The sequence below is a fragment of the Streptomyces sp. NPDC088197 genome, from assembly GCF_044741185.1.
Lineage (GTDB): Bacteria > Actinomycetota > Actinomycetes > Streptomycetales > Streptomycetaceae > Actinacidiphila.
This window is the reverse complement of the sequence record NZ_JBIUSD010000015.1, coordinates 118645-139374: the sequence shown is the minus strand read 5'-3', so window position 1 is coordinate 139374 and position 20730 is coordinate 118645. Positions and strand designations below refer to the sequence as shown.

Genomic DNA, 20730 nt, shown 5'->3' with positions numbered 1-20730 from the left:
CGGCCTCTCCGCGCACTGCCGCGGGACCGGCAGTGCGTTACCGCCGTGGAGATGGCCGCCGCCTACGAGGAGGGGGCGTCGTGACCGCGGAGACGTCTCAAACGCTTGACCGGGGCCTGCGGGTTCTCAAGCTGCTCGCCGACACCGACCACGGCCTGACGGTGACCGAGCTGGCCGCCAAACTCGGTGTGAACCGGACGGTGGTCTACCGCTTGCTGGCCACGCTGGAGCAGCATTCGCTGGTCCGCCGTGACCTCGGCGGCCGGGCGCGCGTCGGACTGGGCGTGCTCGGTCTGGCCCACCAGGTGCACCCGCTGCTGCGCGAGGCCGCACTGCCCGCGTTGCGCTCGCTCGCCGAGGAGATCGGGGCGACCGCCCACCTGACCCTCGTCGACGGCAGCGAGGCGCTGGCCGTCGCCGTCGTGGAGCCGACCTGGACCGACTACCACGTGGCCTATCGCACCGGCTTCCGGCACCCGCTGGACCGCGGGGCCGCGGGGCGCGCCATCCTCGCCGGGCGGGGCATGCAGCCGACGCCCGACGGGTCGCGCTGGGAGCGGTTCGTCGAGGAGGAGTCCCTGGGCGCCCGCCCGGCCGAGGGGCCGCCCGCCGCCCATACCGTCACCGCCACCGAGCCGGTCCGGTACGTCCTCACCCACGGCGAGCTGGAGGCCGGTGCCAGCGGGGCCGCCGCGCCCCTCCTGGGCGTCCCCGGCATCGAGGGGAGCGTCGGCGTCGTCATGCTCGCCGACTCGGTCCCCGAGAGGGTGGGTGCGCGCGTCGTGGAGGCCGCCACGGAGGTCGCCGACGCCCTGCGCTAGGGCGCTGAGCCTCCCCACAAGGGTGCGCCCCCAGACCCCCGGGCCCGTGGCGGGTCCTTTGCCGGGACGCCGGCTACGCGTCTTCACGGGCGCGGCCCAAGGGGAGTTCCTTTGCTGGGACGCCAGCTACGCGTTTTGGGGCCGCTGCCCCGGGGCGCGGGGGTCTGCGCGGCCAGCCGCAGGTCACCGCCGGTCCCGGCGGGGCTGTTCGGTTGGGTCCGGGCCACCGGCCGGTGGTGGGTTGCTCGCGCAGTTCCTCGCGCCCCTGGCGGGGCACTGGTCGTGCGTGCGTGCGGGGAGCTGGGGCCCGGCCCCGGGGCGGTTGTTTTGCCGGGGGCGGCGGGGCGGTTCGGTTGGGTCCGGGCCACCGGCCGGTGGTGGGTTGCTCGCGCAGTTCCTCGCGCCCCTGGCGGGGCACTGGTCGTGCGGGGGCGTGGCCGCGAGGGCGGGGGGTGTGAAATAGGGTCGGCGGCATGCGTAGAAGCAGCGTCTCCCGGCGGACCGTGACTCTGGCCGTCTGCGGAGCAGTCACGGCCGGGCTGCTGGCCGTCGCGGCCCTCGCCCCGCTCCCGATCTCGATCGTGGAGCCGGGGCTGACGGCGAACGTGCTGGGGGCGGACCAGGGGACGCAGGTGATCACGGTGAGCGGGACACCGGTGCGCAGGACGAGCGGGCAACTGCGGATGGTGACGATCCAGGCGACGTCACCGGACGCCTCGGTGCACGTCACCGACGTGCTGAAGGCGTGGTTCAAGAAGGACCAGGCGGCGATGCCGCGCGACTCGGTCTACCCCACCGGCGGCTCGGTGAAGGAGATCGAGAAGGCGAACCGCAAGGAGATGACCGACTCGCAGGACGCGGCGACGACGGCCGCGCTCAAGCACCTCGGGCTCTCACCGTCCAAGGTGAAGGTCGATCTCCAGCTCGCCGACGTCGGCGGCCCCAGCGCCGGGCTGCTCTTCGCACTCGGCATCATCGACAAGATCAACGGCGACGGCCACGGCGGCGACCTCACCGGCGGCCGGACCATCGCGGGCACCGGGACCATCGACGCCTCGGGCAAGGTCGGCGCGGTCGGCGGGGTGCCGCTGAAGGAGCAGGCCGCCCGCCGCGACGGCGCGACCGTCTTCCTCGTACCGCGCGGTGAGTGCTCCGACGCCAAGGCGGAGCTGCCCGACGGGCTCAGGCTGGTCCCGGTCAACGACCTGGACGGCGCGCTGGCGGCCCTGGCCGCCCTGGACAAGGGCGGAAAGCTGCCGACCTGCTAGACGGCGGCTAGACCGACGCCCGCGCGGCGCCCGGCGACACGGCGGGCTCGTCGCCGGGCTCGTCGTTCCAGTGCCGGAAGGCGGGCAGGACGAGCGGGCTCAGCGTCGTGAGCAGATAGACGGCGCTGACGGTGGCCATGGCGGTGCGCAGGCCCGCGTACTGGACGAGGAAGCCGCCGAGCAGGCCGCCCAGCGGCACGGCGACCAGGACGCCGGAGGTGACGGCGCCGAAGACGCGGCTGCGCAGCCGCTCGGGGACCAGGCGGACCATCTCGGTGCCGATCATCGGGTTCAGGACCCCGGCGGCCAGCCCGCACACCGCGCAGGTGACCAGGAGCGGGGTCAGACCGGGCACGAAGGCGGCCACGGCCGTCCGGGGGAAGCCGCTGATGAGGAACGCGCCGATGTAGAGGCCGCGTTGCGACACCCGGTGGCCGACGACGCCGTACGTCAGCGAGCCGATCAGCGCGCCGCCGCCGAAGGTCCCGGCGACCAGGCCGACGCTCACCGAACCGCCCAGGTGCTCGCGGGCGTCCACCGGCAGCAGCACCGCCGACCACGCCTGGTCCAGCGCGTTGGTCACCATCACCATCACCACGATGGCGAACAGCAGCCGCGCGGCCACCAAGTAGGCGAATCCCTCGCGCAGTTCGGCCCGGTAACTGCCGGCGGACTCCTTCGGCGGCTCCGGCGCCTCCGCCGGCGTCCGGTCCCGTACCCCGATCCCGATCAGCACCGCGGACACCGCGAAGGTCGCCGCGTCGACCAGCAGCGTATTGGTGGCGCCCATCACCGAGATGAGCACGCCCGCCAGCGGGGCGCCGAGCATACGGGCGCCGCGCGACGCGCCCTCGTACGCGCTCGACGCCCGCGCCACGGTGGTGTCGGCGCGTGCGGCGAGGCGGGGCATCAGCACCTCGCGGGCGGTCTCGCCGGGGGCGTGGAAGAGGCCGCTGACGCCGACGAGCGCGAGCAGTTCCCAGTAGCGCAGCCCGACGGTCAGATGCAGCAGCGGTACGGCCGCCATGGCCGCCGCGCACACCACGTCCGACACGACGCTCGTGACCGCGTAGCCGAGCCGGTCGATCAGCGGGCCGCCCAGGATCGCGGCGAGCACGACCGGCAGGGTGGCCGCGAAGGCGACCAGACCGGCCCGCGCCGGGCTCCCGGTGGTCTCCAGCACGAACCACGGGACGGCGACGACGGTGAGCATGTTCCCGGCGATCGAGACCACGTTGGCGGCCAGCAGCACCCCCAGCGGGCGCCGGTCGCGGGCCGGTCCCGACCCGTCGGGCCGGTGGTGGGCGTGCGGTATCGCGGTGTGTGCGGGCATGGCGAATTCCCCCGTGACGATGGGTCGTTGATACGGAGTGACGGAGCTACGGAATTACGGGCCGGTACGGACAGGGAGGCGGTACGGACAGAGAGCCGGTACGGGTACGAGTACGGATACGGATACGGATACGGCTGCGCGTGCGGTGACGGCGCGCGCGGCGCGGGGGAGCGGGGTCAGTCGGACGCGATCGGGAACTCGTGGAACTGCACCCGGACCCGCTCACCCTCCGGCCCGTCCGTCTCCCGCTCGCGGAAGGACTCCACGAGCGCGTGCACCCGCTCGCTCAGCTCCACCGCGTCCTGCGGCGTGAGGCGCAGCGTGAAGCGGCTGGAGTCCCACGCCTCCTGCCAGACCTTCGGCCAGGTGTGCATCGTGCTCATCCAGGTCGCCACCTGCTCGGCGCTGCTGGTGGCGTGCTCGACCAGGAAGGTGCTCATCGCGGCGCGCACCTCGGGGTCGGGGTGCCGGACGAACTCCCCGATGCTGTCGAAGCGTTGGCCCCGGTGCACCGCCTTCCACCAGCGCTCGCGCGCGGTGCCGCGGCCGGGGTCGTCCTCGACCAGGCCGAACGAGGCGAGCTGGCGCAGGTGGTAGCTGGTCGCACCGCTGGACTCGCCGAGCCGGTCGGCCAGTTGGGAGGCCGTGGCGGGGCCGCGGTCGCGCAGCGCGGCCAGCAGCCGCATCCGCAGCGGGTGGGCGAGGCCGCGCAGCGACCTGGCGTCGAGGGTCAGCAGATCCTCGTCCGAGATCGGGCCGATCGGCACCGCGTCCTTCTTGTCCGTCATGGACACCACCTTAAGCGCGTGCAAAGCACCTTTGCAACGCTCTTTTGCAAAACAGCTTTGCATCCACCCCAGAGTCGTACCCCAGAGCCGTACCCCCGGCCCGTGCCCCGCGAGCCGTACCCCCCGAGCCCCGCAGGGCCCCCTCACCCGTTCTTGATGAAGCCCTCCGCGATCAGCCACTTCTTCGCCACGTCGTGCGGGTCCTGCCCGTCCACGTCCACCTGGGCGTTCAGCTTCTGCGCGACCGCCGTGTCCAGCTTGGCGCTGATCGGGTCGAGGAGCTTGGCGATGGCCGGGTACTTCTTGAACGCCTTGCTGTAGATGACGGGCGCCGCGTTGTAGTTGGGGAAGAAGTGCTTGTCGTCCTCCATGACGGTCAGGTGCATCGACTGGATGCGGCCGTCGGTGGTGTACACCTCGCCCAGCAGGCAGGAACCGCTCTTGTTCACCTGGGTGTAGATGATCCCCGCGTCCATCTTCTGGATCCGCGAGCTGGGGATGTCCATGTCGTACGCCTTCATCATGCCGGGCAGCCCGTCCTGCCGGGAGGCGAACTCGTTCTCCACGCACAGCGTCACGGCCTTGGGGTCCTTCTTCGCCAGCGCGGCCACGTCGGAGAGCGTCTTGAGGTGGTACTTCGCGTTGTTGCGCTGGCTGACGGCGAGCGAGTACGTGTTGTTCAGCGTGGACGGCGGCAGCCAGGTCAGGCCGTTCTTCAGGTCCGCGTCGTGCACGGCCTGCCACTGCGCCTGGGGGTTCTTGATGGGTTCCGTGTGCCCCAGATACGTGATCCAGGCGGTGCCGGTGTACTCGTACATCGCGTCCGCCTGACCGGACTTGACCGCCTCGCGGGCGCCGATCGAGCCGGTGATGTTCGTCCGGTCCAGCACGCTCGCGCCCGCCGCCTTGAAGGCGAGGCCGATCATCTCGCCCAGGATGATGTTCTCGCTGAAGTTCTTGGACGTGATCACCAGGTGGGCGCCCTTGAGGGGTTCGCCCTGCCCGATCGAGCCCGGCTTGACGTTGTCCACCAGCGGGCTGCCGCTGGTCAGCCCGCAGGACGCCAGCAGGGCGGCGCCGCAGAGCGCCACGAGCCCCGTACGCCGCCGCGTCACGCCGTCACCTCCAGGCCGCGGGGCCGCATCAACTGCTCGGCGACCGAGGCCAGCCAGTCCACGAACAGCGCGAGCACCACCGTCAGCACCGAGCCGAGGATCAGCACCGGCATCCGCTGGTTGACGATGCCGGAGGTGATCAGGTCGCCGAGGCCGCCGCCCCCGCCGAAGGTGGCCAGCGTGGCGGTGCCGACGTTGAGCACCAGCGCGGTCCGCACGCCCGCGAGGATCAGCGGTACGGCGAGCGGCAGTTCGACCTTGGCGAGCACGCCGGGCGCCGACATGCCGATGCCGCGCGCGGCCTCCACCAGCGTCGGGTCGATGGCCTTGAGCCCCGCGACGGTGTTGGAGAGCACCGGCAGCACCGCGTAGGCCACGATGCCGATGATCGCGGTGCGGGCGCCGATGCCCAGCCAGATCACCAGCAGCGCCAGCAGGCCGATCGCCGGGGTGGCCTGGCCGATGTTGGCGAGCGCGGTCACGAACGGCGCGACCCTGCGCAGCCGCCGCCGGGTCAGCGCGATGCCGACGGGGATGGCGATCACCAGCACCCAGAAGGTGGAGATCGCGGTCAGCTTCACGTGCTGCCAGAGCCGGAGCTGCACATTGCCGTCGTCGAGCGAATTCTTCTCGATCGCGTCCAGGTGGATGTTGGTGATCCACAGATACGTGGCGAGCAGCACGGCGGCCAGCACGACCGGGGTGAACACCAGCTTCCGCCAGGTCAGTTTGGGCTTCGGCCTGGTCGCGGCGGGCGCGGGCCCGCCCTCGTGCTCCTCGTGCTCCGTACCGCCGTCGTCGTCGCGGAAGGCCAGGCCGCGCACGTCGTGCTCGCCGGGGGGACGGCGCTCCCCGGCGTCGCGGGTGTCCCGGCCCGACGGGTGGGACCGGCCGCCGTCGGCGCGGCTGGCCCCCGTCGCGCGGTCCGGGCTGTCCGGGCTCATGACGCCGGCTCCGCGCCCGCCGCGCCCTCCTGCTCGGCGCGTGCCCGCTCCTCCTCGTGTCCCTGCCCGGCCTGCGACTCGGCCAGTTCGTGCTGGTGCTCCATCGCGGTCAGCCGGTCGGCCTCCAGCATCTCCTGCACCGAGTTCATCAGCGTCTCCATGTCGACCACGCCCACGAATTCGCCGCGCCGCCCGGTCACCGCCACCCGCCCGCCGCTGTCGGTCAGCACCGCCTCCAGCGCGTCCCGCAGCGTCGCGTCCCGCGTCACCGTGTCGTGCACGACCGTGCCCGCCCGCGCCAACGACCCCTTGGCGCGCATCAGATCGCCGCGCCGCAGCCACTTGTACGGGCGCCGCCGCCGGTCGAGCAGCAGCAGTTCGTTGTGCTGGCTGGTGCGCAGCCGCTCGAAGACCGACTGCAACGGCTCGTCGACGCCCACCGCGGGGAAGTCGGCGATGCCGACATCGCGCACGCGGGTGAGATTGAGCCGCTTGAGCGCCGCGCCGGCGCCGACGAAGCCGGACACGAAGTCGTCGGCCGGGTTGGTGAGAATGGCCTCCGGCGTGTCGAACTGGGCGATGTGCGAGTGCTCGCGGAGCACCGCGATCCGGTCGCCCAGCTTGATGGCCTCGTCGAAGTCGTGCGTGACGAAGACGATCGTCTTGTGCAACTCGTGCTGGAGCCTGATCAGTTCGTCCTGGAGGTGGTCGCGGGTGATCGGGTCGACCGCGCCGAACGGCTCGTCCATCAGCAGCACCGGCGGGTCGGCCGCCAACGCCCGTGCCACGCCCACGCGTTGCTGCTGTCCGCCGGAGAGCTGGCGCGGGTAGCGGCCGTGGAACTCCCGCGGGTCCAGGCCCACCAGGTCGAGCATCTCCTCGACCCGGTCCTTGACCCGCGACTTGCTCCAGCCGACCATCTTCGGCACCAGCGCGATGTTCTCCGCGACCGTCATGTGCGGGAAGAGACCGGACGACTGGATGGCGTACCCGACCTTGCGGCGCAGCTTGACCGGGTCGATCGCGGTGACGTCCTCGTCGTTGATCCTGATCCGCCCGGACGACGGCTCGATCAGCCGGTTGATCATCTTCAGCGTGGTGGACTTGCCGCAGCCGGAAGGGCCCACGAAGATCACCGTCTCGCCGGCCTTGATCTCCATGCTGACGCTGTCCACGGCCGGGTCCTGGCTGCCCGGATAGCGCTTGGTCAGGTTCTCCAGCTCGATGGTCGCGCCCGCCACCCCGGCGGGCGCCGGCTGCTCCCGGTCCTGCGGTGACCACTGCTCAGACACGGATCCCCCTCGGAATGGTCAGACGGCCGATGCCCACGTACGCGGCGTCGAAGAGCAGCGCGAGGACGATGATGCCGAGCGTGCCGGACAGCACCTCGTTGAGCGCGTTGGCGCTGCCCAGCGACGCGATGCCGCGGAAGATCTCGTTGCCGAGGCCGGGGCCCGAGGCGTACGCGGCCACCGCCGCGATACCCATCAGCATCTGGGTGGCGACCCGGATACCGGTCAGGATCGGCGGCCAGGCCAGCGGCAGCTCCACCCGTAGCAGCCGGGCCACCCGCGACATGCCGATGCCCTTGGCCGCGTCCACCAGCGCCGGGTCCACACCGCGCAGCCCGACGATGGAGTTGCGGACGACCGGCAGCAGCCCGTACAGCGTCAGCGCGGTCACCGTCGGCGGCACGCCCAGGCCCAGGACCGGGATCAGCAGACCGATCAGGGCCAGCGACGGGATGGTGAGGATGGTCGCGGTCGAGGTGACCGCGAGATTGCCCGCCCAGTCGCTGCGGTAGGTCAGGACACCGATCAGGACGCCGATCACGGTCGCGAGCACCATGCACTGGAACACGGCGCTGGCGTGCTGGAAGGCGTCGGTGAGCAGTTGCTGGTGCCGGTTGGAGAGGTACTGCCAGAAGCTCACCGCGCCGCCACCTCCCCGTCTCCTTCGACCGCGTGGCGCGTCTACGTGTCGCGCGCCGCCTGCTCCACCAGCGGGATGATCCGCAGCGGGACCGGGTTCTCCATGACGATGGCCGTGGCGGCCCGGACAATCCCATCAAAGCCGACAACGCGGTCGATCACCCGCTGGAGATCGGCGTTGGAACGCGCCACCAGACGGCAGAGCATGTCGCCCTGACCGGTCGTGGTGTGCAGCTCCAGCACCTCCGGCACGGTGGTCAAGTGCGCCCGTACGTCGGCCCCTTGGCCCTGCTTGATCTCCAGCGTGGCGAACGCCGTCACCGGATAGCCGAGCGCCGCCGGGTCCACCTGCGGGCCGAAGCCGCGGATCACCCCATTGGCCCTCAGCCGGTCGAGCCGCGCCTGCACCGTGCCGCGCGCCACCCCCAGCCGCCGGGACGCCTCCAGCACGCCGATCCGCGGCTCCCGGTCCAGCAGCGTGATCAGCCGCCCGTCCAGCGCGTCGATCCCCATACCCCGCCGCCTTCCGTGGTCATGCTGCACAGATTGACCCGTCGATCCTCGCTTCCGCTGTGCAGACTGTCCACTGAAATCCGGAACTATTGCGCACCCTGACAAGCGGCGGGACGCTTTTGTCATGACTGAGACCCAGGATGCTTTCCCGGTAAAGGGCATGGACGCCGTCGTCTTCGCCGTGGGCAACGCCAAACAGGCCGCGCACTACTACTCCACCGCTTTCGGCATGCGCCGCGTCGCCTACTCGGGACCCGAGAACGGCAGCCGCGAGACCGCCTCCTACGTCCTGGAGTCGGGCGGCGCGCGCTTCGTGTTCACCTCCGTCATCAAGCCCGCCACCGACCACGGCCGCTTCCTGGCCGACCACGTCGCCGCCCACGGCGACGGCGTCGTCGACCTCGCCCTGGAGGTCCCCGACGCGCGCGCCGCGTACGCGTACGCCGTCGAGCACGGCGCCACCGGCCTCACCGAGCCGTACGAGCTGAAGGACGACCACGGCACCGTCGTGCTCGCCGCCATCGCCACGTACGGCCAGACCCGGCACACCCTGGTCGACCGCACCGGCTACGACGGCCCCTACATGCCGGGCTTCGTCGCCGCCGAGCCGGTGGTCGAGCCCCCGGCGCGGCGCTTCTTCCAGGCCATCGACCACTGCGTCGGCAATGTCGAACTCGGCCGGATGAACGAGTGGGTGGCCTTCTACAACCGGGTCATGGGCTTCACCAACATGAAGGAATTCGTCGGCGACGACATCGCCACCGAGTACTCGGCGCTGATGTCCAAGGTCGTGGCCGACGGCACGCTCAAGGTGAAGTTCCCGCTCAACGAGCCGGCCGTCGCCAAGAAGAAGTCCCAGATCGACGAGTACCTGGAGTTCTACGGCGGCCCCGGCGTCCAGCACATCGCGCTGGCCACCAACGACATCGTCGCCTCCGTACGCGCCATGCGCGCCGCCGGTGTCGAATTCCTCGACACCCCCGACTCCTACTACGACACCCTCGGCGAATGGGCGGGCGAGACCCGCGTCCCCGTCGAGACACTGCGCGAACTCAAGCTCCTCGTGGACCGCGACGAGGACGGCTACCTGCTCCAGATCTTCACCAAGCCGGTCCAGGACCGCCCGACCGTCTTCTTCGAGATGATCGAGCGCCACGGCTCCATGGGCTTCGGCAAGGGCAACTTCAAGGCCCTGTTCGAGGCGATCGAGCGGGAGCAGGAGCTGCGCGGCAACCTCTGATCTCACCCTGTGGTCTCGCGGGGGTCCCGCCCTTGAGGGCGGGGCCCCGGCCTGTCAGGGTGAACACATGCACGATGAACTGATCACCGCACTGCGCGGCGGCCTGCCGCCGGAGGCGGTACTGACCGACCCCGACGTCGTCGCGGCGTACTCCCAGGACATGGCGAGCTTCTCCGCCGTCGGCACCCCGGCGGCGGTCGTGCTGCCCCGCAGCACCGAGGACGTGCAGCACGTCATGCGGACCGCGACCGCGCACCGGGCGCCGGTCGTACCGCAGGGGGCGCGGACCGGGCTGTCCGGCGGCGCCAACGCGATGGACGGCTGCATCGTGCTCTCGCTCGTGAAGATGGACCGCATCCTGGAGATCGACACGGTCGACCGGATCGCCGTGGTCGAACCGGGCGTCGTCAACGCCGTGCTGTCCAGGGCGGTCGGCGAGCACGGCCTGTCCTACCCGCCGGACCCGTCGAGCTGGGAACAGTGCACGATCGGCGGCAACATCGGCACCGGCGCGGGCGGCCTGTGCTGCGTGAAGTACGGGGTGACGGCCGAGTACGTCCTCGGCCTCGAGGTGGTGCTGGCCGACGGGCGGCTGCTGACCACCGGGCGGCGCACCGCCAAGGGCGTGGCGGGATACGACCTCACGCGGCTCTTCGTCGGCTCCGAGGGCACCCTCGGCATCGTCGTGAAGGCGGTCCTCGCGCTGCGGCCCGCACCGCCGCGCCAGCTCGCCATGGTCGCCGAATTCCCGTCGGCCGCCGCGGCCTGCGCCGCCGTCTGCTCGATCATGGAGAGCGGCCATGTGCCGTCGCTGCTGGAGCTGATGGACGGCACGACCATCCGCGCGGTCAACGCGATGGCGAACATGGGCCTGCCCGAGACCACCGAGGCCATGCTGCTCGCCGCCTTCGACACCGCCGACCCGGCCGCCGACCTCGCCGCGGTCGGCGAGCTGTGCACGGCGGCGGGCGCCACCGACGTGGTGCCCGCGGAGGACAGCGCCGAGTCCGAGATGCTGCTCCAGGCGCGCCGCCTGTCGCTGACGGCGCTGGAGACGATCTCGACGGCCATGATGATCGACGACGTGTGCGTACCGCGCGCGAAGCTCGGCGAGATGCTGGACGGCGTCGCGGACATCTCGGCCAAGTTCGGCCTGACGATCGGGGTGTGCGCGCACGCGGGCGACGGCAACACCCACCCCGTGGTCTGCTTCGACGCGCACGACCCCGACGAGGCCCTGCGGGCCCGCGAGTCCTTCGACGAGATCATGGCACTCGGTCTCGCACTCGGCGGCACCATCACCGGCGAGCACGGCGTCGGCCTGCTCAAAAAGGACTGGCTGGCCCGCGAACTCGGCCCCACCGGCGTCGAGTTGCAGCGCGGCGTGAAGGCCGTCTTCGACCCGCTCGGGCTGCTGAATCCGGGCAAGCTGTTCTGAGGGCCGCGCCGGGCGTGCCCGGCCCTCACGCCCCCGCGTCCGGCGTCTCGTCCTTCCCCGACCACGGATCGCTCAGCCACAGCTCGTCCCGCGTGGTCGGGGCGAGCAACCGGCTGAGACCGTCGTCCATGCCGAGCTGCTCGTGCTCGGTGCCCGGCGGCACCACCCGCAGCGTCCGCTCCAGCCAGGCCGCGACCGGCGACGAGGGCGCCTCCAGCAGCGCGTTGCCGTCGGGGGAGCTGAGGGCCAGACAGATCACGCTGCGGCCGTTGACCTTCGTCGGCCAGATCCGCACGTCACCGTGACCGCACGGCCTGAACACCCCCTCCACGATCAGCTCGCGGGCGAAGGTCCAGTTCACGGGGGCGTCGGAGCCCACGTGGAAAGTGATGTGCACGGCAAAGGGATCATCCGTGCGATAGGCCAGCCTGGCGGGTACGGGGATGCTCCGCTCCGGCGACAGCACTAGCTGCATTTCCAGTTCGCGTTCCACCACGGTGTGCATCGACTCGACATCCTTTCCTCGGCGCGGCAGCCCCATTTCGCGTTCCGCGTGTTCCGCGGTGTCTTCGGTGACGCGCAGCGGGTGCTGCGCCGGGGCCTGCACCAGGAGAGAGCGCGTACCACTCCAACCATTACGCGGGTTCGCGGGATTCGGTTCAAATTTCCTGAAGCACGGGCACGAGGGGGCGCGTACGGGTAAAGACAAGTACGCCCTCCGAAGCCGGGCGGTGCGGGGAACGGCGGTCACGCCGGGCCCGCGCGTCTGGTAGATGTGGACGTCACAAACCCCCCAGACCGAGCAGATACGGATTCCGTGAACCATGAGCGCACCCACTTCTGGCTCCTCCGGTTCCTCCTCCGCGTCCCCGGCCCCGGGCTACTACCCTGACCCCTCGGTCCCGAACTACATCCGCTACTGGAACGGCTCCACCTGGGTGCCGGGTACGAGCCGGCCCGCCCCCGCCGCGGGTGAGGCGCCGGTTCCGTCCCCGTCCCCTTCTTCTTCCCCTCCGCCCGCCCCGGCGATGGACGAGTCCGGGCCAATGTTCCTCGACGAGGACCCGGGGGCGCCGCACTCCGACTTCGGTACGCCGGCGCCCGCTGCGGCCCCGGCGTCCGCCCCGGAGCCCGCTCCTTCCTGGCCCCGGCCCGCCGGGCAGGAGCCCGGCGCCGAGCCGCCGCGGATCTCCTGGGGCGCCGCGGGCACGGCCGCCGCGCCGGGCGTGCCCGCGCAGCAGCCCCCGCCCGCCGCCGAGCGGCCCCAGCCGCGGACACCGCCCCACCAGCCGCAGGCCCACGCCCAGCCTCAACCGCACGCCCAGCCGCAGCCGCAGGCCGCCCCCCAGTCTCAACCGCAGCCGCAGGCCCAGCCGCAGCCTCAACCGCAGGCCGCGCCCTGGGCGCAGCAGGTGCACCATCTGGCCCGGCAGTCTGCGGGGGAGCAGGAGCGGCCCGCGGGCGAGGAGCGCCCGGCGCCGTGGCGGCCCCCGGCCGGTGACCCGTTCCTGAGCATGATCTCGGCGCAGGGGCGGCCGGGCGCGCTGGTGCGGCGGTTCGCGGCGCGCGTGCTCGACACGGTGCTGTTCTGCGCGGTGACCGCCGCCGCGGCCGTACCGCTGGGCACGGCCGCGTACCACCACATCCACACGAAGGTGGACGACGCGAAGCAGAGCGGCGAGACCGTGAAGGTGTGGCTGATCGACGGCACGACGGGCCTGGAGCTGGCCGTGGTGCTGCTGGTGGCGGTCCTGGCGGGCCTGCTGCTCGAAGTACTGCCGACCGTCAAGTGGGGGCGCACGCTGGGCAAGAAGCTGGTGGGCCTGCGGGTGCTGGACGTCGAGGCGCAGATCCCGCCGGCCTTCGGCCCGAGCCTTCGCCGCTGGCTGACCCACACCGTGCTGGACGTCCTGGTCGTCGGCGTCGTCGGCCTCGCCTGGTGCCTCTTCGACCGCCCGTGGCGCCAGTGCTGGCACGACAAGGCCGCGCGGACGTTCGTGGCGGCCGACTGAGGTCACGTCCGGGGGCGGGCCGTCCGTCCGCGCCGATGCCGTACGTCCGGGGCGGCGCCGTACTCCGAACGGAGTCCGCAGCGGGCGGGCGGCCGGTGTCCGGGTTTGACTCGGGACATGAGTACCGATCAGCCAGCGCCCGGTTCCCCCCAGGACCCCTTCGCCAAGCCGCCAGGCGACCAGGCCGGCGGCCCGTACAACGGCGCCCAGGGCACCCCGCCGCCGGGCAATCCGTACGGCGGCGACCCGTACGGCGGCGGTCCCGCCACTCCGGGCGGCCCCGGCGGCTCCGACAACCCCTACGGCGGCGGTCCCGGTGGCCCGGCGAATCCGTACGGCGGCGGCGGTCCCGGCGGCCCGGGAAACCCGTACGGCGGCGGTCCCGGCGGGCCCGGTGACCCCAACAACCCCTACGGCGGCGCCCCGCAGGACCCGCTGGCCGGGATGCCGCCGCTGGCGGACGGCGGCAAGCGCGTGCTGGCCCGCGTCATCGACGTGATCATCGTGCTGATCCCGGCCGGTCTGCTGGACTGGGCGGCGGGCGGCACCGACAACTTCAGCAGCGGCAAGTCGGCGGTCGGCGGCGCCTTCTTCGCGGTGCTCGGCTTCCTCTACGAGTGGTTCATGACCCGGTCCACCGGCCAGACGGTGGGCAAGAAGCTGATGAAGCTGCGCGTGGCGATGCTGGAGAACGGCAGCGTGCCCACCTCCGCGGCGGCGGGGCTGCGCGCGCTCGTGCTGTGGCTGCCCGCCTTCTGCTGCAGCTGCGTCTGGTTCGTGATCCTCGGCATCACGGTGCTGTTCGACAAGCCGTACAAGCAGGGGCTCCATGACAAGGCCGCCAAGACGGTGGTCGTCCAGACCGCCTGACGGGCCGGCGGCCGGGCGGATGGGCGCCGCACACGCCCTGTACCGCCACCCGGATGGCTGATTGACTGAGCGTCATGAGTGCAGACCAGCCGTCCGGGATGGCCCCGCTCGCCTCCCTCGGCCAGCGGTTCCTGGCCCGGGTCGTCGACACCGCGATCCTGATCGTCCTCGACGTGCTGCTCAGCGCGGCGGTGTTCGGCGGTGATCTGTCCAATCCAGGTGACGCGGGCCGCGGCAAGGAGATCCTCGCGGGGGCGGCGACCTTCATCGCGTACTTCCTCTACGAGGGCGCCATGACGGCCGCCCGCGGGCAGACCCTCGGCAAGATGCTGCTGCGGATACGCGCGGCGCGCCTGGAGGACGGCGCGGTCCCCGGCGGCGTCGGCTGGACGCGGGCCGCGGTCTACGCGCTGCCCGGCGTGCTCGTCACGATCCTGATCGGCCCGCTCTTCTGGCTGCTCAACTCCCTGTGGTGCACCTGGGACAAGCCGTTCCGGCAGTGCCTGCACGACAAGGCGGCCAGGACCGTGGTCGTGGCCGCCGTCTGACGCGGTGCAGCGGTGCAGCGGTGCAGCGGTGAAGCGGTGAAGCGGTGCAGCGGACGAGCGCTGGAGCGATGAAGCGGTGGCGCCGTGAAGTGCCGAAGTGCCGAAGTGCCCTCAGTGGTGACATGCGGTGCGGGTCTTCCGCGCGGGTCCGCGCCGGGCCTCAGCGTCGTAGTGACGCCTCGCCGACCCGCGACGACTCGCGTACGCCGCGACCGCCGGCGGCCCGTGGGAGCGGGCGCTGTGCGGGGGACGGTTGGGCGCCGGACTCGGCGGCGGGAACGGTGGAACCGGTGGACGCGCTGGGCCGGGCCTGGGCGGACCGCACCCGGGCGACGAAGGGCAGGGTGACGGTCACCGCGACGAGCAGGCCCAGGATCAGTCCCGCCGCGCAAATGACGGCGACTCCCACGCCGGACCGTGCGTCCGACAGCAGGAGCATCGCGAAGGTGGACAGGACAACGGTCAGGGAACCGTAGGCGAGTTGCGCGGTCGTAGGACGTGGCATTGGGGGAATCCGTCCTCGGTAGCGGGCTGGCTCTACGCTTCGGCATGCCCGGCCCGAACATGGGGTAAGCGTGACCTAACCCACGGTGCGGAGCACGAGGGGGCGCACGGGGTCGCAAGCGTGTCAGGCGTCTCATCCTGCGGACGCCGGTGTCCGTCAACGCCCGGACGGCGGCGGCCGGTTGGTGTGACCTGTGGGTCCGCTGAGCGGTGCCGGGAAACCGGTAAACGTACTGGCCTGCCATGCTCAAGTCAAGATCTGTTTTTTCTCCCGTCACTCCGATGCAATGGCCTTTCCCAAGGGGAGGTCAAAAATCTTGAAAACGCAGCGGAGGATCACCACACCCGCCGCCCTGGCCCTCGCGATAGCCGTGTTGGGCGTCACCGCGGTCACCACCGCGGGGGCGTACGCGGCTCCCGCCGAGAAGGGGCAGCCCGCACCCGTGGCCAGCCACGATCCGGCGGAGAACCAGGCCCACGATCTGCCGGGCCCGTTCAGCGAGAAGCAGTCGGCCGAGCGCACGGCCGCGCTTCAGCAGGTCGTGAACGGCGACGCGACCGTGCAGCAGCGCGGCGGCTCGAAGGTCGTCCAACTCGGCTCCGGCAAGGGCAAGAAGAGCAAGTACGTCGAGCTGGGCCGCGAGCAGACCGACAAGATCTTCACGATTCTTGTCGAGTTCGGCGACCAGGTCGACAACACCACGACGTACGACCCGGACGGCCCCGACGGCCCGCAGCCGCCGGTCGTGAAGTACGGCGGCGACCCGGGCCCCGCGCACAACACCATCGCCAAGCCGGACCCGAAGAACGACAACAGCACGGCCTGGCAGGCGGATTACAACCAGCAGCACTTCAACGACCTCTACTTCTCGCACGACGCGAAGAAGGAGTCGCTGGCGAAGTACTACGAGAAGCAGTCCTCGGGCCGCTACTCGGTGGAGGGCGAGGTCTCCTCCTGGGTCAAGGTGCCCTGGAACGAGGCCCGTTACGGCTCCAACTACTGCGGCGCCAGCACCTGCTCCAGCGCCTGGGACCTGATCCGCGACGCCACCACCGCGTACGTCGCCGACCAGAAGGCCCAGGGCCGCACCGACGCGCAGATCAAGGCGGACCTGGCCCAGTACGACCAGTGGGACCGCTACGACTACGACGGCGACGGCAACTTCAACGAGCCCGACGGCTACATCGACCACTTCCAGATCGTGCACGCGGGCGAGGACGAGTCCGCGGGCGGCGGCGCCCAGGGCACGGACGCGCTGTGGGCGCACCGGTGGTACGCCTACGGCACCGACGCGGGCCGCACGGGCCCGGCCGACAACAAGTCCGGCGGCACCCAGATCGGCAACACCGGCGTCTGGATCGGTGACTACACCCTCCAGCCGGAGAACGGCGGACTCGGCGTCTTCGCGCACGAGTACGGCCACGACCTCGGCCTGCCCGACGAGTACGACACCACGTACGTCGGCGAGTCCAGCGTCGGCTTCTGGTCGCTGATGTCCTCCGGCTCCTGGATGGGCACCGGCAAGGACTCGATCGGCGACCTCCCGGACGACATGAGCGCCTGGGACAAGCTCCAGCTCGGCTGGCTCAACTACGGTACGGCCAAGGCCGCTTCGCGCTCGACGACCAAGCTGGGCGTCGCCGAGTACAACACCAAGGACAAGCAGGCGCTGATCGTCTCGCTGCCCGACAAGGCGGTCACCACCGCCATCACCGCGCCCGCCGAGGGCAGCAAGCAGTGGTGGAGCGGCAGCGGCGACAACCTGTCCAACACCCTGACCCGCTCGGTCGACCTGACCGGCAAGTCCTCGGCGTCGCTGGCCCTCAAGGGCTGGTGGGACATCGAGGAGGGGTACGACTACCTCTACACCGAGGCGTCCGCCGACGGCGGGGCCACCTGGACCGCGCTCGACGGCACCGCCAACGGCAAGTCCATCCCGCGCGACGGCGGCGGCACCCCGGCGCTGACCGGCACCAACGGCGCGTACCAGGACCTGTCCTTCCCGCTGAACGCCTACGCGGGCAAGCAGATCCAGCTCCGCTTCCGCTACCTGACCGACGGTGGCGTGGCCCAGCAGGGCTTCGCGGCCGACGCGATCTCGGTCACCGCGGACGGCGCGACCGTCTTCACCGACGGCGCCGAGACGGACGACAACGGCTGGACCGCCAAGGGCTTCTCCCGGATCGGGGCGTCGTTCACCAACGACTACCCGCAGTACTACATCGCGGAGAACCGGCAGTACGTCTCGTACGACAAGACGCTGAAGACCGGCCCGTACAACTTCGGCTGGACGAGCACCCGGCCGGACTGGGTCGAGCACTACCCGTACCAGAACGGTCTGCTGGTCTGGCTGTGGGACACCTCGCAGGCCGACAACAACGTCGGCATCCACCCCGGCGCGGGCCAGATCCTGCCGATCGACGCCCACGCCAAGGCGGAGAAGTGGTCGGACGGCAGCGTGATGCGCAACCGCATCCAGGCGTACGACTCGCCGTTCAGTTGGTTCCCGACCGACGGCTTCACCGTGCACACCAACGGTGTCGCCACCAAGGTCAAGGCGAAGCTCGGCAACCCGGTCTTCGACGACCACTACGGCTCCTACTGGGACGCCGCGAACCCGACCGGCGGGGTGAAGGTGCAGGACACCAACACCCGGATCACCATCGTCGGTGAGGCGCTCGACGGGAGCACGATGACCCTCCAGGTCGGGCCGGCGCACCGCTGATCACCGGGACGATCACCGGGCTGATCACCGGGACGGTCACCGCACGAAGATCGTCCTGATCGGGTCGCACCCGCTGTGACCTGCTGTTTCATCCGGGTTCATCCCGCGTTCGGCCGTCGTCCTCTGGTGGGCGGCGGCCGAACGGCTGATGATGTGACCATGGCGGTCGGTGGATTCACCAAGCTCCCGGGCGGCACGGTCGTCGTCGCACTCGGCCTGCCGCATCCGGCGTGCCCCGAACGCACGGTACGGGTCGTGGTGCACGCCCAGAACCGGCAGCGCGCCCTCACCCGGCTCAGCAACCTCGGCTTCCGCGGCGCCCGGCTCACCGGCAACGCCGAGCCGCCCACGCCCGACGAGGTCACCGCGGTCCTGCACCACCCGGACGGCCTGGTCTGGCGCGAATACCGCGGCAAGGGGGACGTCGGCGCCAGCACCGAGCTGTGGCACCCGATCTCGGCGCTGAACCGTACTCCGCACTAGCTGAACCGTACTCCGCGCTAGCCGGCCACCACCGGGGCGCCGGTCAGCTCCACGCCCGCCTCGCGCAGCTCCACCAGCGCCCGGTCGGTCGTCGTGGGCGCCACGCCCGCGGTCAGCGAGAGCAGCACACGGGTCGTGAAGCCGTCGCGTACGGAGTCCAGCGCGGTCGCCCGCACGCAGTGGTCGGTGGCGATGCCCACCACGTCCACCTCCGTGACGCCGCGCTCGCGCAGCCAGCCGGTCAGCGCCGCGCCGTTCTCGTCCAGGCCCTCGAAGCCGCTGTACGCCGCCGCGTACGCCCCCTTGTCGAAGACCGCGTCCACCGCGCCGGAGGCGACCGCGGGCGCGAAGTTCGGGTGGAACCCCGCGCCCTCCGTGCCCGCGACGCAGTGCACCGGCCACGACGTCACGAAGTCCGGCCGGTCCGAGAAGTGCGAGCCCGGGTCGATGTGGTGGTCCCTGGTGGCGACGACGTGCCGGTAGCTGCCCGCCGACTCCCCGATCAGGTCCGTGATCGCCGCGGCCACGTCGGCCCCGCCGGTCACCGCGAGGCTGCCGCCCTCGCAGAAGTCGTTCTGCACGTCGACGACGATCAATGCGCGGTGCATTTTGCCCTTCCGGCGGAAAGTGTGGAAACGGTCCCGAGCCTAGGGGTGCGCTCCCCCCAACGTAAGACGTTGCCCTCCCCGCTGCGCGGGGAACCGCGCGCTCAGCCGTCGACGGGCCGCTCGCGCGGTTCCTCGCGCCCCTGAGGGGGCGCCCCCGCAGGGGTCACATCAGTTCGGTGGGGAGGACGGGCTCGCCGCGGGAGAGCTGGGTCGCGGAGAGGGGAAGGCCCGCGCGAGCGGTGATGTGGCGGGCGCGGGCGGAGTCGAGGGGCTCGCGGCCGATGACCTCGCCGTGGCGGACGAGGGGGACGAGGAGCTGGCGGTCGGCGAGCTCGGGCGGCACGGCCCCGGTGCCGACCACCTCGGCGGCGGCGACGCCGTCCTCGTCGAGCCGCCGGGCGGCCCACTTGCGGCCGCCGACGCTCGTCTTGCCGCCGAGGGACTTCTTGGCGACGGAGACCAGCGGCTCGTCGGGGTCGTCGGAGGTGGCGCGGGCCACGAGCTTGTAGACCATCGAGCAGGTGGGGTGCCCGCTGCCGGTGACCAGGGAGGTGCCGACCCCGTAGGCGTCCACGGGCGCGGCGGCCATCGAGGCGATGGCGTACTCGTCCAGATCGGAGGTCACGACGATCTTCGTGTCCTTGGCGCCGAGGTCGTCGAGCTGCTGGCGCACCCGGTAGGCGAGCAGCAGCAGGTCGCCGGAGTCGATCCGGACCGCTCCCAGCTCGGGCCCGGCGATCTCCACGGCGGTGCGCACGGCGCTGGTGAGGTCGTACGTGTCCACCAGCAGCGTCGTGCCGCGGCCAAGCGCGTCCACCTGGGCGGTGAACGCGTCGCGCTCGGTGTCGTGCAGCAGCGTGAAGGCGTGCGCGCTGGTGCCGATGGTCGGGATGCCGTACCGGAAACCGGCGGCGAGGTTGGAGGAGGAGCCGAAGCCGCCGATGTACGCGGCCCGCGAGGCGGCCACCGCGGCCAGCTCGTGGGCGCGCCTGGCGCCCATCTCCATCAGCGGACGGCCGCCCGCGGCCACCGCCATCCGGGAGGCCGCCGCGGCGATCGCCGAGTCGTGGTTGAGGATCGACAGGATGACCGTCTCCAGCAGCACGGCCTCGGCGAAGGTGCCCTCGACGCGCAGGATCGGCGAGCCGGGGAAGTACACCTCGCCCTCCGGGTATCCCCAGATGTCGCCGGTGAAGCGGTAGCCCGCCAGCCAGTCGAGGGTCGCGGAGTCCACCACGCCCTCGCGCTCGAGGAATTCCAGCACGGGTTCGTCGAAGCGGAAGTTCTCCACCGCGTCGAGGACCCGGCCGGTGCCGGCGACCACTCCGTAGCGGCGCCCCTCGGGCAGCCTGCGGGTGAACGCCTCGAAGACCGAGCGGCGCTGCGCGGCGCCGCTGCGCAGGGCGGCCCGCAGCATCGTCAGCTCGTACCGGTCGGTGAACAGGGCGGTGGACGGCACGTCCACCGGCAGTCCCAGGTCTGCTGTGCTCATGGCGAGGATGCTACCCCCAATACTCGTCAGAGTGACGATTTCTCGGGGCAAGTGTGCGGCGCCGCACACCGGCGGATTCCGCGCGGGCGCAAAACC

At 71.5% G+C, this 20730-nt stretch carries 20 protein-coding genes; 9 read left to right on the top strand and 11 right to left on the bottom strand.

Annotated features, from left to right (window positions below):
* Positions 1–80: 80 nt before the first annotated feature.
* On the top strand, positions 81–821 hold the full coding sequence (locus ACIOC1_RS29115; protein WP_355343033.1) for a helix-turn-helix domain-containing protein: 741 nt from the start codon (positions 81–83) through the stop codon (positions 819–821).
* 473 nt (positions 822–1294) lie between these two features.
* On the top strand, positions 1295–2089 hold the full coding sequence (locus ACIOC1_RS29110) for a S16 family serine protease (RefSeq protein WP_355343036.1): 795 nt from the start codon (positions 1295–1297) through the stop codon (positions 2087–2089).
* 7 nt (positions 2090–2096) lie between these two features.
* On the opposite strand, the gene ACIOC1_RS29105 is transcribed toward ACIOC1_RS29110, so the two are convergent.
* From ACIOC1_RS29105 to ACIOC1_RS29075, 7 genes are all read right to left on the bottom strand, one after another.
* Positions 2097–3422: an MFS transporter gene (locus ACIOC1_RS29105; RefSeq protein ID WP_401856892.1), complete on the bottom strand. Its 1326-nt coding sequence runs from the start codon at positions 3420–3422 to the stop codon at positions 2097–2099.
* Positions 3423–3598: 176 nt separating this feature from the next.
* Positions 3599–4210, bottom strand: coding sequence for a helix-turn-helix domain-containing protein (locus tag ACIOC1_RS29100; RefSeq protein ID WP_188284047.1), 612 nt, complete (start codon positions 4208–4210; stop codon positions 3599–3601).
* 143 nt (positions 4211–4353) lie between these two features.
* Complete coding sequence (locus tag ACIOC1_RS29095; protein WP_391163964.1) at positions 4354–5325, bottom strand: glycine betaine ABC transporter substrate-binding protein; 972 nt, start codon at positions 5323–5325, stop codon at positions 4354–4356.
* Positions 5322–6269 carry an ABC transporter permease subunit gene (locus ACIOC1_RS29090; protein WP_391163963.1) on the bottom strand — a complete coding sequence of 316 codons (948 nt, stop codon included), beginning with the start codon at positions 6267–6269 and terminating at the stop codon, positions 5322–5324. The genes ACIOC1_RS29095 and ACIOC1_RS29090 overlap by 4 nt, the downstream gene beginning before the upstream one ends.
* Positions 6266–7561, bottom strand: a complete 1296-nt coding sequence (locus ACIOC1_RS29085) for a betaine/proline/choline family ABC transporter ATP-binding protein (RefSeq protein ID WP_355343048.1) — start codon at positions 7559–7561, stop codon at positions 6266–6268. Before ACIOC1_RS29085 ends, ACIOC1_RS29090 begins: the two co-directional genes overlap by 4 nt.
* Complete coding sequence (locus ACIOC1_RS29080; RefSeq protein WP_355343051.1) at positions 7554–8201, bottom strand: ABC transporter permease; 648 nt, start codon at positions 8199–8201, stop codon at positions 7554–7556. Before ACIOC1_RS29080 ends, ACIOC1_RS29085 begins: the two co-directional genes overlap by 8 nt.
* Positions 8202–8242: 41 nt before the next feature.
* Complete coding sequence (locus tag ACIOC1_RS29075) at positions 8243–8713, bottom strand: Lrp/AsnC family transcriptional regulator (protein WP_093716663.1); 471 nt, start codon at positions 8711–8713, stop codon at positions 8243–8245.
* A gap of 124 nt (positions 8714–8837) precedes the next feature.
* Between ACIOC1_RS29075 and hppD the strand changes: the two genes are divergently transcribed.
* Together hppD and ACIOC1_RS29065 are read left to right on the top strand one after the other, a co-directional pair.
* Entirely contained in the window at positions 8838–9953 is a 1116-nt protein-coding gene (hppD, locus tag ACIOC1_RS29070; RefSeq protein ID WP_355343054.1) for a 4-hydroxyphenylpyruvate dioxygenase, read from the top strand.
* Positions 9954–10020: 67 nt separating this feature from the next.
* The gene (locus ACIOC1_RS29065) at positions 10021–11391 is read left to right on the top strand and encodes an FAD-linked oxidase C-terminal domain-containing protein (RefSeq protein ID WP_355343057.1); all 1371 of its coding nucleotides are present in this window, start codon (positions 10021–10023) and stop codon (positions 11389–11391) included.
* Between the two features lie 25 nt (positions 11392–11416).
* On the opposite strand, the gene ACIOC1_RS29060 is transcribed toward ACIOC1_RS29065, so the two are convergent.
* Positions 11417–11896, bottom strand: a complete 480-nt coding sequence (locus tag ACIOC1_RS29060) for an SsgA family sporulation/cell division regulator (RefSeq protein ID WP_355343286.1) — start codon at positions 11894–11896, stop codon at positions 11417–11419.
* Positions 11897–12215: 319 nt separating this feature from the next.
* Between ACIOC1_RS29060 and ACIOC1_RS29055 the strand changes: the two genes are divergently transcribed.
* The 3 genes from ACIOC1_RS29055 (at position 12216) to ACIOC1_RS29045 (ending at position 14821) form a co-directional block, all read left to right on the top strand.
* On the top strand, positions 12216–13403 hold the full coding sequence (locus tag ACIOC1_RS29055; RefSeq protein ID WP_401856887.1) for an RDD family protein: 1188 nt from the start codon (positions 12216–12218) through the stop codon (positions 13401–13403).
* A gap of 117 nt (positions 13404–13520) precedes the next feature.
* A complete protein-coding gene (locus tag ACIOC1_RS29050; RefSeq protein WP_355343063.1) occupies positions 13521–14273 on the top strand; it encodes an RDD family protein in 753 nt (250 codons plus the stop codon).
* A gap of 74 nt (positions 14274–14347) precedes the next feature.
* Entirely contained in the window at positions 14348–14821 is a 474-nt protein-coding gene (locus ACIOC1_RS29045) for an RDD family protein (RefSeq protein ID WP_355343066.1), read from the top strand.
* Positions 14822–14981: 160 nt separating this feature from the next.
* Here the strand turns inward: ACIOC1_RS29045 and ACIOC1_RS29040 are convergent, their stop codons facing one another.
* Entirely contained in the window at positions 14982–15326 is a 345-nt protein-coding gene (locus ACIOC1_RS29040) for a hypothetical protein (protein ID WP_391047125.1), read from the bottom strand.
* 316 nt (positions 15327–15642) lie between these two features.
* On the opposite strand from ACIOC1_RS29040, the gene ACIOC1_RS29035 reads away from it, so the two are divergent.
* Positions 15643–18051, top strand: a complete 2409-nt coding sequence (locus ACIOC1_RS29035) for an immune inhibitor A domain-containing protein (RefSeq protein WP_401856884.1) — start codon at positions 15643–15645, stop codon at positions 18049–18051.
* 159 nt (positions 18052–18210) lie between these two features.
* Complete coding sequence (locus ACIOC1_RS29030) at positions 18211–18534, top strand: hypothetical protein (protein ID WP_391047122.1); 324 nt, start codon at positions 18211–18213, stop codon at positions 18532–18534.
* A gap of 17 nt (positions 18535–18551) precedes the next feature.
* On the opposite strand, the gene ACIOC1_RS29025 is transcribed toward ACIOC1_RS29030, so the two are convergent.
* Positions 18552–19142 (bottom strand): isochorismatase family protein, encoded by a 591-nt coding sequence (locus ACIOC1_RS29025; protein WP_355343078.1) that lies wholly within the window; start codon positions 19140–19142, stop codon positions 18552–18554.
* A 163-nt stretch (positions 19143–19305) separates the two neighbouring features.
* The gene (locus tag ACIOC1_RS29020; RefSeq protein ID WP_355343081.1) at positions 19306–20634 is read right to left on the bottom strand and encodes a nicotinate phosphoribosyltransferase; all 1329 of its coding nucleotides are present in this window, start codon (positions 20632–20634) and stop codon (positions 19306–19308) included.
* Positions 20635–20730: the final 96 nt, after the last annotated feature.